Origin of the sequence: Nocardia sp. NPDC051787 (assembly GCF_040681325.1) — a bacterium.
Taxonomy (GTDB): domain Bacteria; phylum Actinomycetota; class Actinomycetes; order Mycobacteriales; family Mycobacteriaceae; genus Nocardia.
The window spans coordinates 195,475-208,141 of the sequence record NZ_JBFAYO010000007.1; the positions used below are offsets into that span (position 1 = coordinate 195,475).

The 12,667-nt window shown below is 69.4% G+C and carries 13 protein-coding genes; 6 read left to right on the top strand and 7 right to left on the bottom strand.

The genetic code is table 11. The features are described 5' to 3' along the window. Positions 1–19: 19 nt before the first annotated feature. A complete protein-coding gene (locus tag AB0M45_RS10330) occupies positions 20–772 on the top strand; it encodes a hypothetical protein (protein ID WP_364325413.1) in 753 nt (250 codons plus the stop codon). Here AB0M45_RS10330 and AB0M45_RS10335 read toward each other — a convergent pair. Together AB0M45_RS10335 and AB0M45_RS10340 are read right to left on the bottom strand one after the other, a co-directional pair. After that, entirely contained in the window at positions 744–2,261 is a 1,518-nt protein-coding gene (locus AB0M45_RS10335; protein ID WP_364325416.1) for an MFS transporter, read from the bottom strand. The genes AB0M45_RS10330 and AB0M45_RS10335 overlap by 29 nt on opposite strands. A 59-nt stretch (positions 2,262–2,320) precedes the next feature. Beyond that, positions 2,321–3,166 carry an NAD(P)H-binding protein gene (locus tag AB0M45_RS10340; RefSeq protein WP_364325419.1) on the bottom strand — a complete coding sequence of 282 codons (846 nt, stop codon included), beginning with the start codon at positions 3,164–3,166 and terminating at the stop codon, positions 2,321–2,323. An 80-nt stretch (positions 3,167–3,246) separates the two neighbouring features. Between AB0M45_RS10340 and AB0M45_RS10345 the strand changes: the two genes are divergently transcribed. After that, positions 3,247–4,203, top strand: coding sequence for an AraC family transcriptional regulator (locus AB0M45_RS10345; protein ID WP_364325422.1), 957 nt, complete (start codon positions 3,247–3,249; stop codon positions 4,201–4,203). A gap of 66 nt (positions 4,204–4,269) precedes the next feature. Further along, entirely contained in the window at positions 4,270–4,692 is a 423-nt protein-coding gene (locus AB0M45_RS10350; RefSeq protein ID WP_364325425.1) for a thioesterase family protein, read from the top strand. An 11-nt stretch (positions 4,693–4,703) separates the two neighbouring features. On the opposite strand, the gene AB0M45_RS10355 is transcribed toward AB0M45_RS10350, so the two are convergent. Genes AB0M45_RS10355 through pdhA form a run of 3 tightly spaced genes read right to left on the bottom strand, consistent with a single transcriptional unit; the run spans position 4,704 to position 8,239 of the window. Beyond that, positions 4,704–6,116, bottom strand: coding sequence for a dihydrolipoamide acetyltransferase family protein (locus tag AB0M45_RS10355; RefSeq protein ID WP_364325428.1), 1,413 nt, complete (start codon positions 6,114–6,116; stop codon positions 4,704–4,706). A gap of 30 nt (positions 6,117–6,146) precedes the next feature. Beyond that, on the bottom strand, positions 6,147–7,130 hold the full coding sequence (locus AB0M45_RS10360) for an alpha-ketoacid dehydrogenase subunit beta (protein ID WP_364325431.1): 984 nt from the start codon (positions 7,128–7,130) through the stop codon (positions 6,147–6,149). After that, positions 7,127–8,239: a pyruvate dehydrogenase (acetyl-transferring) E1 component subunit alpha gene (pdhA, locus tag AB0M45_RS10365; RefSeq protein WP_364325434.1), complete on the bottom strand. Its 1,113-nt coding sequence runs from the start codon at positions 8,237–8,239 to the stop codon at positions 7,127–7,129. The genes AB0M45_RS10360 and pdhA overlap by 4 nt, the downstream gene beginning before the upstream one ends. Before the next feature lie 139 nt (positions 8,240–8,378). Here pdhA and AB0M45_RS10370 point away from each other — a divergent pair, with 139 nt between their 5' ends. After that, a complete protein-coding gene (locus AB0M45_RS10370) occupies positions 8,379–8,870 on the top strand; it encodes an Lrp/AsnC family transcriptional regulator (protein ID WP_040774899.1) in 492 nt (163 codons plus the stop codon). Between the two features lie 74 nt (positions 8,871–8,944). After that, on the top strand, positions 8,945–9,751 hold the full coding sequence (locus AB0M45_RS10375) for an SDR family oxidoreductase (RefSeq protein WP_364325438.1): 807 nt from the start codon (positions 8,945–8,947) through the stop codon (positions 9,749–9,751). A gap of 45 nt (positions 9,752–9,796) precedes the next feature. Here the strand turns inward: AB0M45_RS10375 and AB0M45_RS10380 are convergent, their stop codons facing one another. Further along, the gene (locus tag AB0M45_RS10380) at positions 9,797–11,002 is read right to left on the bottom strand and encodes a benzoate/H(+) symporter BenE family transporter (protein ID WP_364325441.1); all 1,206 of its coding nucleotides are present in this window, start codon (positions 11,000–11,002) and stop codon (positions 9,797–9,799) included. A gap of 186 nt (positions 11,003–11,188) precedes the next feature. On the opposite strand from AB0M45_RS10380, the gene AB0M45_RS10385 reads away from it, so the two are divergent. Further along, entirely contained in the window at positions 11,189–11,995 is an 807-nt protein-coding gene (locus AB0M45_RS10385) for a sulfurtransferase (protein WP_364325581.1), read from the top strand. 12 nt (positions 11,996–12,007) lie between these two features. Here AB0M45_RS10385 and AB0M45_RS10390 read toward each other — a convergent pair whose 3' ends face one another. Continuing rightward, positions 12,008–12,370 (bottom strand): hypothetical protein, encoded by a 363-nt coding sequence (locus AB0M45_RS10390; RefSeq protein WP_364325444.1) that lies wholly within the window; start codon positions 12,368–12,370, stop codon positions 12,008–12,010. Positions 12,371–12,667: the final 297 nt, after the last annotated feature.

Sequence of the window (12,667 nt, forward strand, 5' to 3'; positions counted from 1 at the left end):
AGACTCGGGGAGGGGATCCATGACCACACCACCGAACAATCCGTATCCAGGTCAGCCCGGCGGCCAGCCCGGCTTTCCGCAGCAGCCGCCGGCCGGGGCGCCCCAAGGCTTTCCGGGCCAGCAGCAGGGATATCCACAGCCGGGATATCCCGGTCAGCCGCAAGTCGGGTATCCGCCACAGGGCGGGTTCCCGCCGCCGCAGCAGCCCGGCAACCCGGCCGGCAGTTTCCCTCCGCCGGGGCCGCCACCGCAGCAGAATCGCGGCGGCGGTAGCGGAATCGGAAAGATTCTCGCCGTGCTCGGCGCGGTGGTGGTGATCGGTCTCCTGATCGTCGGCGGCCGGACCGTGCTGCGCTCCGATGGCGAGAAGATCGAGATCGGCCAATGCGCGAAGTTGTCCGGCACCACCGTCAAGGCCGAGTTCGCCATCAAGGACTGCTCCGATTCGGAAGCCAACTACGTGGTGGCGCAACGGCTCGACGACTCGAACGCGGAGTGCCCGACCAAGGATTACGCCAGCTACTACCAGACCGGCGGCGACGAATACACGCTCTGCCTGCGGCTGAACGTCAAGGAGGGCGACTGTATCGACGGCGGCTTCCTCGGCGCCAGCACCAAGGTCGCCTGTGGCGCGGCGGCGGACTTCAAGATCGGCCGGGTGGTGCGCGGCACCGCGGACGTATCCGCGTGCGGGTCGAAGGCGACCGAGAACGACACGATCGTCTACCCCAAGCCCGAACCCATCACGCTGTGCCTGGTGCCACCCAAGTAGGTTTTCGCGGCGCGGCCACGACGCTCGCGTATCGGCAGCAGAGCAGCATGGCCACCAGCGGCACCACCATGGCCGTGGTCAGCGATACCACCGCGGTGAGCCAGCCGATCACCGTGGGACCGGCGAGCAGCCCGAGATAACCGACGCTGAATACTCGGGACATATCGGTGGCGGCGGTGTCCGAACCGAGATTGCCTGCGGCGGTGAAGATTTGCGGAACACCGCCGGCGAGTCCGAGTCCGGCCATCGCCCAGCCGAGCAGCGTCAGCGCAACCCACGGCGACACGATGATCACGGCCAATCCGACGGCCGCGATCAGCGCACCGTAGCGAACCACCGCCACCCGGCCGAACGCGTGGCTGACCCGGTCGGTGCCGAAACGTCCGACCGTCATCGTGGTGGAGAAGGCGCCGAACGCGAGCGCCGCGGTCGCCTCGTCGGCGCCGAGATGCTCGCGCATCTGCAACGTGCTCCAGTCGGCGGCTACGCCTTCGGCCAGCAGCAATGCGAAAGCGATCGCCGCAAGCGCCAGCACCTTTCGGCTGCGATCGCGGGTGTCGGTAACCGTGGCGAGCGCGGTGTGTTCCGAGGTGTTCGGGTCGGGCTCGCCGAGCGCCGGTGCGGCGTCGTACCCGGTCGGTGCGCCGTCGGGCCGGGCCGGTGTCATGTCGTGCTCGGGGTGGACATCGAGCAGGGCTGTCTCTCGCTCGAGTGGGGTCGTGTCGTGCTTGCCGAGTTCCCCGCCTTGCTCGGGCAGAGGCGTGTCGTGCCCGGCCGAGACGCCGTGAATCGTCGTCTCAACCGCTGTCTCCGCGTCGAATGTGGTGTCGCGAAGCAGGTGCGGTACCAAAGCGAGCGTCAGCGCGACGCAGCCCAGTGCGGCCGCCGCCAGCGTCAGTCGCACATCACAGCCAGCTCGGAGGGTGGCGGCGCCGACGAGCGAACCGAGCAGGCCGCCGCCGGAGAACAAGGCGTGGAACGCGGCCATGATCGGACGCCGGTAGGCCCGTTCCACATGCACCGCTTGGGTATTCATCGAGACGTCCAGCGCGCCGTTGCCGAAACCGAAGCAGGCCAGCGCGATGGCGAGGGTGACGGGTCCGGTGGCGAGGCCGGGCCCGAGCACCGCCACCGAGGCGATGCACGCGGCCGTGCCGACCAGCGTTCTGCTGCCCAATCGGTCGGCGAGCGGACCCGCCAGCCGCATTCCCACGATGCCCGCACCGGCCATCAGCAGGATGAACATCCCCAGCGTTGATTTCGCGACGCCGGTGCGGTCGGTGACGACCGGGATGTGCACCACCCACATGGCGAGCAGGAAGCCGTTCAACGCGAATACCGTGAACACCGCGGCGCGCGCGACGCGGATCGGACGATCGACCGTCGGGCTCAACACCACTTCGACGGTACCGATGGACGCTCCGGTATGGCCAGCCCACCCGCGGAATCGGTCCAGGGCGTCATTGACCTGATCGTGCGTCCCGTGCATGACGCTCGACGCTGCGCGTCACGTCCGCGGGCGAGCCTACTGATCAGTGCAACGCCGCATCACTCCGGGACATTCCAGACTCCCGTGATCACCGTCGCCATGACGTATTCCGCGAAATCCTTCGGTTCCCGCCCGAGCGCCCGGCGCACCCCGTCGGCCGCCTTGGTGTTGCGGCCGTCGAGCACGGTGCCGAAGAGGTAGTCCAGCAGGCTCACCGTGTCGGCGGGCACCCCGTAGTCGGTCAGCCCGGCGACGAAATCCGTGCGGGAGATCGGCACGAAGGCGATCGGCCTGTCGGTGGCCGCGGCGATCTCCGCCACCGCTTCGGCGAAGGTAATCGCCCGTGGACCGGTCAGTTCGTAGATCTCGCCGTCGTGCCCGTCCGAGGTCAGCGCTGCGACGGCGACGTCGGCGATGTCGTCGGCGTGCACGAACGGCTCCGGAACGTGGCCGTTCGGCAGCGCGACCTGCCCGGCCAGGATGTACTCGGTGAACGCGCCTTCGCTGAAGTTCTGCGCGAAGAAGCTGCACCGCACGATGGTCCAGTTCAGGCCGGATTCCTGCACGATCTGCTCGCACTGCACGGCCTCCGGCTCGCCGCGGCCGGACAGCAGCACCAGCTTGCGCACACCGGCGTGCGCGGCGGCCGCGGCGAACGCGCGGATCACCTCGGGAGCGCCGGGGACCGCGAGGTCCGGTTGGTAGGCGACGTAGGCGCTGTGCACGCCGGTCAGCGCCGCGGCCCAGCTGTCCCGGTCGGCCCAGTCGAAGGGAATGTCAGCGATTCGGGAGCCGACCCGCACCGGATGCCCGGCCGCCCGGAGCCGGGTGACGACGCGGCTGCCGGTCTTGCCGGTGCCGCCGGTGACGAGGATGAGGCGCTGGTGAGCGGTGGTGTTTGTCATGATCCCAGTACATCGTCCCGGGCTGAGACGGAACATCGTTCAGGGGCTCATGGACATGCGTGATCGTCTACAGTTGACGGGTGGATGCGCTAGCCAGTCTGCTCGAAGGTCCTCGCGCCCGCGGTGCGTTCGTGATGTGTTCTCTGCTGGACCCGCCGTGGTCGCTGCGGATTCAGGACGAGTCCCCGCTGACGGTGCTGTCGATGATCCGCGGCGGCGCGTGGATCGTCACCGGCAAGGGCGCGCCGCGGCAACTGGGCGCGGGCGATGTCGCGATCTTCCGCGGGCCCGATCCGTACACGGTGGCCGACGACCCGGCGACCGAACCGCAGATCGTCATCGATCCGGGCCAGGTGACGAAGACGCCGGACGGTGAAGTCCTCTGCGAGACATTGAGTCTCGGCGTTCGACAGTGGGGCACCGACCCGGAGGGGGCCACCATGATGGTCACCGGGACCTACGAGTCCGCGGGCGCGGCCAGCCAGCGCCTGCTGCGCGCGCTTCCACCGGTGATCGTGTTGCAACGGGGCGACTTCGACAGCAGAGTGCTCGACATCCTGGTCGACGAGGCGACCAAGGATCAGCCCGCGCAGAGCGCGGTGCTGGACCGCCTGCTGGATCTGGTGCTGATCGCGGCGCTGCGCGCGTGGTTCGCCCGCAACGACGCGCCCGCCTGGTATCACGCCTACGGTGACCCGCTGGTCGGCAAAGCACTGCGCCTGCTCCAGCACAACCCGGCGCACGGGTGGACGGTCGCGGGCCTGGCCGAGGCGGTCGGAGTATCCCGGGCCGCGCTGGCCCGCCGGTTCACCGACCTGGTCGGCGAGCCGCCGATGGCGTTCCTCACCGAATGGCGGCTGGCGCTGGCGGCGGACCTGCTCCAGGAATCCGACGCCACCATCGAGGCGATCGCCCGCCAGGTCGGGTACGGCAGCGCCTTCGCGCTGAGCACCGCGTTCAAGCGCCACTTCGGCGTATCCCCGCGCGACCACCGCCAGGCCGTGTGTGGTCAGGCCCGGAGGAGGGAGCTCGCGTAGCCATGGAGGGCCCCGCACGCGGCGCGTAGATACGGCCAGGACTCCTACTGAGCTATCGTCGGCCGGGTGACGCAGCAGTATCCGGTGCTCTGGCCGGTCCCCACCCGGTGGGCCGACAACGACCACTACGGGCACGTGAACAACGTGACGTACTACTCGTACTTCGACACCGCGGTCAACGCGTGGTTGATGCACGCCACCGGCACCGACATCCGCACGCTGCCCGCGCTCGGCGTGGTCGCGCAGACATCCTGCCAGTACCTCGGTTCGATCAGCTTCCCGGATCAGTTGCAGGTCGGCTTGCGCGTCTCGCGGCTCGGCCGTTCCAGCATCACCTACGATCTCGCCATCTTCCGTGAGGCCGACGGCGGCCTCGAGTTCGCGGCGACCGGCACCTTCGTGCACGTCTACGTGGACGCGGAGACGCGGAAGCCGGTCGAGATCCCGGACGTCATCCGCACTGCCGCGGCGGCGCTCGTCACGGACTGACGGTCCCTGGACTACACGCGGCTGAGGAGCGTCAGCGGGTCCTCCAGCAGGCTTGCGGTAGTAGCGAGGAAGCGGGCGGCCAGTTGTCCGTCGATCATCCGGTGGTCGAAGCTCACGCCGAGCGTGGTCACCCACCGGACCGCGAGTTCGTCGCGGAATACCCACGGCCGCTTGCGAATCGAGCCGAGACACAGGATCGCGGCCTCGCCCGGATTGACCAGCGGTACCCCGGCGTCCACGCCGAAGACCCCGACGTTGGTGATGGTGAAGGTGCCACCACGCAGGTCGGCGGGCGTGGCGCCGCCGGAGCGGGCGGTGTCGGCCAGCCAGCCGATCTCGCGGGTGAGATCGCGCAGGCTCAGGGTCTGCGCCTCTTTGATGTTCGGTACCAGCAGGCCACGGTCGGTGGCCACCGCGATGCCGAGGTTCACATAGTGTTTGGTGACGATCTCCTGGTTCGCTTCGTCCCAGAAGGCGTTCATGCCGGGGAAATCGGCGAGTGCGGCCAGCGCCGACTTGGCGACCAGCGCCAGCGGTGTCGGTGTAAGGCCCGCAAAGGATTTCGTGCTGCGCAGATGGTCGAGCAGCTCCATCGAGGCGGTGCAGTCGACCGTGACGAAGGTGCTGGCCTGCGGGATGGTGCGGGCGCTGTTCAGCATCGCCGCGGCGGTGCGCTTGCGGATGCCGCTGATCGGCGTGCGGACCTCACGCGCGGGCGGCCGAACCACACCGGCATCGCCGACGGTCGTTGTTGCCCCGGCGTGTTCGGCCGGACGAGGTTGGGAGACGGGCACCGCGCCGCGCACGTCGTCGACGGTAACCGCGCCGCCCGGGCCGGACCCCGCGACAAACCACAGATCGACCCCGAGCTCGCGTGCGAGTTTCCGGGCGGCAGGGGTCGCCGCCGCGCGCGTCGCGCCGAGCGCTGAACTCGGCCGTTCGGGCTCTCGGACGACGCTGTCTGCCGTGATGTTGCTTGCGCCTGCTTCTGAACCGGATCGGTCGGGCTCCGGAACGACGATGCCCGGTTCGGCTGGGGTTTGTCTTGCGGGCCTGCGCCGCCGAGATGTCACTTCCTCCTCGGGGCCGTAGCCCACCAGAACCGAGGAGCGCCCCGATTCCCGAATGGCGGCGTCCTCGGGTGCCGTTTTCCGCTCGTCCTCCACACGGATGAGCGGTGCGCCGACCGCGACCGTGTCGCCCGGCTGCGCCAGCAACTCGACCACCCGGCCCGCGAACGGACATGGCAGCGACACCACCGCTTTCGCCGTCTCCACCTCCGCGATGGTCTGGTTCAACTCCACCGTGTCGCCGACTTCCACCGCCCAGGACACCAGCTCGGCGTCGGTGAGCCCTTCCCCGAGATCCGGAAGCCGGAATTCCAGCAGGGACGCCGGAAGAGACTGGGGAGCATGGTCTTCCACGTGGGCACCTCTCACTACGGCGAACCCGCGTCAGGCGGCGAGGGAGCGGTCGACCGCGTCGAGAATGCGGTCGGGATCGGGCAGGTGGTGCTTCTCGAGCTTAGCCGGGGGATAGGGGATGTCGAATCCGCCGACCCGCAGGACCGGTGCTTCGAGGTGGTAGAAACAGCGCTCGGTGATCCGCGCGGCGATCTCCGCACCGAGCCCGGCGAATACCGGCGCCTCGTGCGTGACGACCAGCCGCCCGGTCTTCGCGACCGACGCCTCGATCGTGTCGAAGTCGATCGGTGAGAGACTACGCAAGTCGATCACCTCGAGCGCGTGTCCCTCCGCCGCGGCGATTTTCGCGGCCGACAGCGCGGTCGCGACGGTACCGCCGTACGCGACGACGGTCGCGTCCGTGCCCGTTGTGCACACCTTGGCGCGATCCAGCGGCAGTCCGCCGTGACGGTCCAGCGCGATGAAGTCGACATCGGCTTTGTCCCAATACCTGCGCTTGGGTTCGAAGAAGATCACCGGGTCGTTCAACGCGATCGCTTGCCGGATCATCGAATACGCGTCCGCCGGGTTGCTCGGCGTCACGACGCGCAGGCCCGCTGTATGTGCGAAATAAGCTTCGGGCGACTCGGAGTGGTGCTCCACCGACCCGATGCCGCCGCCGAACGGGATGCGGATCGTCAGCGGGGCGTTGACCTTTCCCCACGTCCGGTAGTTGATCTTCGCCACGTGCGAGACGATCTGGTCGAACGCGGGGTAGACGAAGCCGTCGAACTGGATCTCACACACTGGCCGGTAGCCGCGCAGCGCCATGCCGAAAGCCGTTCCGATGATGCCGGATTCGGCCAGTGGCGTATCGATGACGCGATTGTTGCCGAAGTCCTTCTGCAGTGTGTCGGTCACCCGGAACACCCCGCCGAGACGGCCGATGTCCTCGCCCATCAGCAGGACCTTCGGGTCGTCCTCCAGCGCGCGCCGCAATCCGGTGTTGAGTGCGGCGGCGAAGGTGGTGATCATTGTGTGACTCCTTCTCCTCGTGCGGAGGACAGGCCGGGATCGCCGGTCAGGTACTCCGCGTACGCCCTCCGCTGTTCGGTGATCAGCGGGTGCGGGGTGGTGTAGACGTGGTCGAACAGTTCCGTCGGCACGGGGTCGGGCATGTCGATGGTGGCGCTGCGCACCGCCTGGGCGACCTCGTCGGAGCGCTCCGCGACGTGGCGGGCGAACGCCTCGTCCCACAGGTCCTCGCGTTCGAGCAGTTTGCGCATCCGGTCGATCGGATCGCGCCGCGCCCACTGCTCGGTCTCGGCGGTCGAGCGGTAGCGGCTGGGATCGTCCGCCGTGGTGTGCGGACCCATCCGATAGGTGAGCGCCTCGATGAACGACGGGCCGCAGCCCGAGCGCGCCCGCGCCACCGCCTGCCTGGTCACGGCGAGCACGGCCAGCACGTCGTTGCCGTCGACCTGCGTGCCCGGCATGCCGTATCCATCCGCGCGGCGCGCGATCGGGGTGGCGCTCTGCACACGTACCGGTTCGCTGATCGCCCAGTGGTTGTTCTGGCAGAAGAACACCACGGGCGCGCTCCAGCTCGCGGCGAACCCCAGTGCCTCGGCGATATCGCCCTGACTGGTCGCGCCGTCGCCGAAGTAGGCGATGGTGGCGATGTCGGCGCCGTCCAGGTGCGCGGCGAACGCGTAGCCCGTGGCGTGCAGGCCCTGGGAGCCGACGACGATGTTCGGGTTGGTCATGTTCACCGCGTGCGGATCCCAGCAGTGGTGGGCGGCGCCGCGCCACAGCCGGGTGAGATCCGTGGGCGGCACGCCACGGCAGTAGGCGACGGCGGTCTCGCGATAGCTGCAGAACACATAGTCGTCGTGATGCAGCGCGTGCGCCGAACCCACCTGGGCGGCTTCCTGCCCGAGCAGGGGCGCCCACAGTCCGAGCTGGCCCTGCCGTTGCAGCGCGGTGGCCTCGGTGTCGATCCTTCGCGTGACGACCATGTCCACGTACAGATCGCGCAGCTGGTCGGGGCCGATGTCGGCGACCAGCGCCGCATGCTCGGGGTCGAGCACACGGCGACCGTCTGGCTGGACCAATTGGACCGGATACTCGGACTTGCCCGTCATCGGTGCTCACCCCGTCGCGCCACAAAGAAATGTGTTCTATCTCACAGCATCCACCAGAACGCGGACTGCGCAAGTGCTTGACAGGCGAATGGGCAGAATGCTCAATTCTGCCCCCGCGACTGGTGTCATACTGCGTTGTATGACCAGAGAAAACGTCGGCGTGACCCTGGACGCCACCGACGCCAGGCTGTTGCTGGAGCTGGTCGCCAATCCCCGGGCGACGGGCGTCGAGCTGGCGGCCCGGCTCGGCCTGTCCCGCAATACCGTGCAGGCTCGGCTGTCCCGCTGGGAGGCGGGTGGCGTCCTCGGCAGTTTCGAGCGCCGCGTCGAGCCGCGCGCGCTCGGTTATCCGCTCGCGGCGTTCGTCGCGGTCGTCGTCGATCAGCACCGGCTGGATTCGGTGGTCGACGAGCTCGCGGAGGTGCCCGAGGTGACCGAGGTGTGCGGCATGACCGGGCTCACCGACCTCACGGTCCGGGTGGTGGCGCAGGACGCCGACGACCTGTATCGCATCGCGGGGCAAATCCTCAAGATTCCCGGCGTCGAGCGGACCAATATGGCGCTGGTAATGCGTGAGCTGGTCGGCCCGCGTACCGCGCCGTTGCTGGATCGCCTGGCGAATTCGAGCTGAGGTCCTTGACCTCGGGTGCGATCGATCGGCCGGTGGTCGGGGAGTTCTCGGCGACGCCCCGCTAGGGTGCGGAGATGGAGATTTCGGGCAAGGTTGCGATCGTCACGGGCGCGGGCGCTGGGATCGGGGCGGCGCTGGCGAGCCGGCTTGTCGCCGGTGGGGCGCGGGTGGTGCTCGCCGACCTCGACGGGCCGAGTGCGGAGCGGGTGGCGGAATCGCTCGGCTCGGCCGCGGTCGCGATCGGTGGCGACGTGGCCGACGAAACGGTGATCCGCGGGCTGATCGAGCGCGCCCAGGCCGAATTCGGGCCGGTCGACTTCTATTTCGCGAACGCGGGCATCGGCGGCGGCGCGGGTCTGGACAGTACCGATCAGCAGTGGGCGGCCGCGCTCGAGGTCAATGTGATGGCTCATGTTCGCGCCGCGCGGCTGCTGGTGCCCGGCTGGCTGGAGCGTGGCGGCGGTTATTTCGTGAGCACGGCGTCGGCGGCGGGCCTGCTCACCCAGCTCGGTTCGGCGCCCTACGCAGTGTCCAAGCATGCGGCCGTCGGTTTCGCCGAGTGGCTGTCGGTCACATACGGCGACAAAGGGGTGCGGGTGAGCTGTGTGTGCCCGATGGGCGTTGACACCCAGCTGCTGCACGGCGGACTCGTTCCGCCTGAGCATGCCACCGAAGCCGAGCTCGCGGTGAAAGCCGTCACCAGCGCGGGCGCGGTGCTGTCCCCGGATGAGGTCGCCGAGATCGTCCTCACCGGAGTCGCGGACGAGCACTTCCTGATCCTCCCGCATCCGGAGGTGCTGAAGATGTACCGCCACAAGGGCTCCGACTACGACCGCTGGATCGACGGCATGCGCCGCTTCCAGGCCGTCCTCCAGTCGTAGCGGCAACCGGCCCCTCGAGCGCCGCGCTGACCGCGCGTTCGGTCGCTAACGCAGCACTTTGCGCACCAGCAGACCGGCGAGCAAGGCCCAGAACGCTGCGCCGACTCCGGCGAAGCCGACGCCGGACGCGGCGATCACGAAGGTGACGACGCCGGCCTCCCGATGTTCGTCGGAGCGCAGCGCCGCGTCGAGTGCCGCGGCGAGTGTGGCGAGCAGGGCGAGACCAGCGACGGTTTCCAGCGTTCCCGCCGGAGCGGTCGCGATCAGCGTGACCAGGGCGGCCGAGCCCAGCGCCAGCAGCAAGTACGTCACGCCCGCGGTGAACGCCGCGATCCAGCGTCGCTTCGGGTCCGGATGCGCGGCTGGCGCCGCGGAGAGCGCGGCGCTGATCGCCGCCAGGTTGATCGCGTGCCCGCCCGCGGGCGCCCCGATGACGGTGCCGAGGCCGGTGACGGTCATCGCCGCGCGCCACGGAACCCGGTAGTCGAACGAGGCCAGCACCGCGGTGCCGGGAATGTTCTGCGACGCCATGGTCACGATGTAGAGCGGGATCGCGACGCCGATCAGCGCCTGCCAACTCCAGTGCGGCAGTGTCAGTTCCAGCGACGGAACCATGGCGCCCACGGTGAGCGGCTTGTGCTGGACGACGATGCTGATCGCGGCGCCTGCCGCCGCGGTGGCGAAGGCCGCGATCACGGCCCAGCGCCGGGCATACCGTTGCAGCACGAGCCAGACGAGGATCACCGGAACCACCACCGCCGGACTGGTCTGCACCGCCCGCACCGGAGCCAGGCACAGCGGCAGCAGCACTCCGGCCAGCATGGCCTGCGCGATCTCCACCGGGATCGCGGCGACCAGCGCGCCGAGCCGCTGCCACAGTCCGGTGATCACGATCAGCGCCCCGGCCACCACGAAGGCGCCGATCGCCGCGGGCCACCCGCCCGCCACGGCACCGGTGCCCGCCAGCAGCGCCGCCCCCGGCGTGGACCAGGCCAGCGTGATCGGCATCCGATACCGGTAACTCAGCAGCAGCATGCCGATCGCCTGCGTGACGCACAGCGCGAGCAGACCCGAGGCCGCCTGTGCGGCAGTGGCGCCCACCGCGGTCAGCCCGCTCAGCACAACGGCGAACGAACTGGTGAAACCCACCAGCGCCGTCACCGCGCCCGCGCCGAGCGGCGGCACGAGACCGGCCTTGGAATGCTCGGGTTCGCGGGCGGCGGTGGCCGGGGCCGTGGAAACGTTCGACATTGGCCGGATATTGCCCCTGGTCACCAGGCCGTGTCGCCAGCCAGTGCCAGGAAACTGGCCTGACTCGCGCCGCCCGGCTCGGCGGTACGCGCGAGTATGGCGACATCGGCGCATCCGGATGCGTAGGGTGGGGGAGTCGGTGCGCGAGGACGCGATTCGGGACGAGGAGCTGGGTTGAGCGCGGTACTGATCTCACCGGGGGAGCTGCGGGAAGCATTGGCGGACAAGCGGCTCCGCCTGCTGGACGTCAGATGGGCGCTGGGCGACCCGGATGGGCCGCAGCACTATCTCGACGGCCACATCCCCGGGGCGGTGTTCGTCGATCTGGAAACCGAACTGGCCGCGCCGCCTTCGCCGGCCCGCGGCAGGCACCCGCTGCCGGACCCCGCGCAACTGGAGAAGTGCGCGCGCAGCTGGGGGCTGTGCGCTGGCGATCCGGTGGTGGTCTACGACGCCACCGGCGGCATGGCCGCCGCCCGCGCCTGGTGGCTGCTGCGCTGGGCGGGCGTCGAAGACGTGCGCATTCTCGACGGCGGGCTGCCCGCATGGACCGGCGAGGGCGGGCCGATCGCGACCGGCGCCGAAGCGGACCCCGAGCCGGGCGATGTCGAATTGAGCCCCGGCCGGCTGCCCGTGATCGACGCGGACGCCGCGGCACGCTGGCAGGGCGTACTGCTGGATGCCCGCGCGGGCGAGCGCTACCGCGGTGAGGTGGAGCCGATCGATCCCCGCGCCGGGCACATACCCGGTGCGCTCAGCGCTCCGACCGCCGAGAACCTCGACGCCGAGGGCCGCTTCCGGGCGGCGGACGAACTGCGCGACCGTTTTGCCGGATTCGGCTCGGGGCCGGTCGCGGTGTACTGCGGGTCCGGCGTGACGGCGGCGCATCAGATCGCCGCGCTCGCGGTGGCAGGTGTCGAGGCGGCGCTGTACCCCGGTTCGTGGTCGCAGTGGTCGAACGATCCGAAACGGCCGGTGGCGGCGGGGAACTGACGGCGCGAGCCGTTACAACCAGGCGCGTGCCAGGAGATCGTCGTCGGCGACCTCACTCACCCGAGGCGGGAACCGGGTGGCCGCGATGGAATCGATGTGCGTTCCGTCGTGCCCGATCACCCACGATCCGCCGCGTTCCTCGCACTCGGCGATCTTGGCGAAGGTGGTGAGCAGGAAGGTGACCGCTGCACGCGGGTCGCTTGTCCGCGCCAGACGCTGGGATTCACCAGGTCGCGACAGGTCAAGCCACACGCCGCACTGTCCGTCGCACCGCATGCCGACGATCTTGTCGGCGTGCACGAAGGTGAACTTCCGTCGTTCCCACGCGGTCGTCGGTGTGAAGCTCTGTTCGAGGACCTGGAGCAGAATCGTCATGCTGCTTCCTCCGCTTCCCTTGACACCAAGCTGCGGTTCTTCCGCGATGACCAGCGGATATTCCAGTATCTTCCTTTTCCGGTCCGTTGGGTACTGCTCGTCCGTTCGTTCGCCGGGTCGGCGTCTTCTCGTCCTCCGGCCCGTGCCGTCCCGGTGCTGGCCGCACCTTCGAAACTACGCCTGACCTGCGTTCTTCGCTTGCTGCGGCACGTCGTCGGCGTGTCCGCTGGTACTCGCCGCTACTCGGAGGCCACGCAGCGCGGCCGCTAGGGCGGAGCGCGCGCCTCCGAGCCCTAG

Excerpts from the sequence above, each read along its gene's own strand:
- AB0M45_RS10340 (WP_364325419.1), bottom strand. The coding sequence starts at position 3,166 with ATGACAAACACCACCGCTCACCAGCGCCTCATCCTCGTCACCGGCGGC.
- AB0M45_RS10335 (WP_364325416.1), bottom strand. The coding sequence starts at position 2,261 with ATGCACGGGACGCACGATCAGGTCAATGACGCCCTGGACCGATTCCGC.
- AB0M45_RS10390 (WP_364325444.1), bottom strand. The coding sequence starts at position 12,370 with ATGACGATTCTGCTCCAGGTCCTCGAACAGAGCTTCACACCGACGACC.
- pdhA (WP_364325434.1), bottom strand. The coding sequence starts at position 8,239 with ATGACGGGCAAGTCCGAGTATCCGGTCCAATTGGTCCAGCCAGACGGT.
- AB0M45_RS10360 (WP_364325431.1), bottom strand. The coding sequence starts at position 7,130 with ATGATCACCACCTTCGCCGCCGCACTCAACACCGGATTGCGGCGCGCG.
- AB0M45_RS10330 (WP_364325413.1), top strand. The coding sequence starts at position 20 with ATGACCACACCACCGAACAATCCGTATCCAGGTCAGCCCGGCGGCCAG.
- AB0M45_RS10375 (WP_364325438.1), top strand. The coding sequence starts at position 8,945 with ATGGAGATTTCGGGCAAGGTTGCGATCGTCACGGGCGCGGGCGCTGGG.
- AB0M45_RS10380 (WP_364325441.1), bottom strand. The coding sequence starts at position 11,002 with ATGTCGAACGTTTCCACGGCCCCGGCCACCGCCGCCCGCGAACCCGAG.
- AB0M45_RS10370 (WP_040774899.1), top strand. The coding sequence starts at position 8,379 with ATGACCAGAGAAAACGTCGGCGTGACCCTGGACGCCACCGACGCCAGG.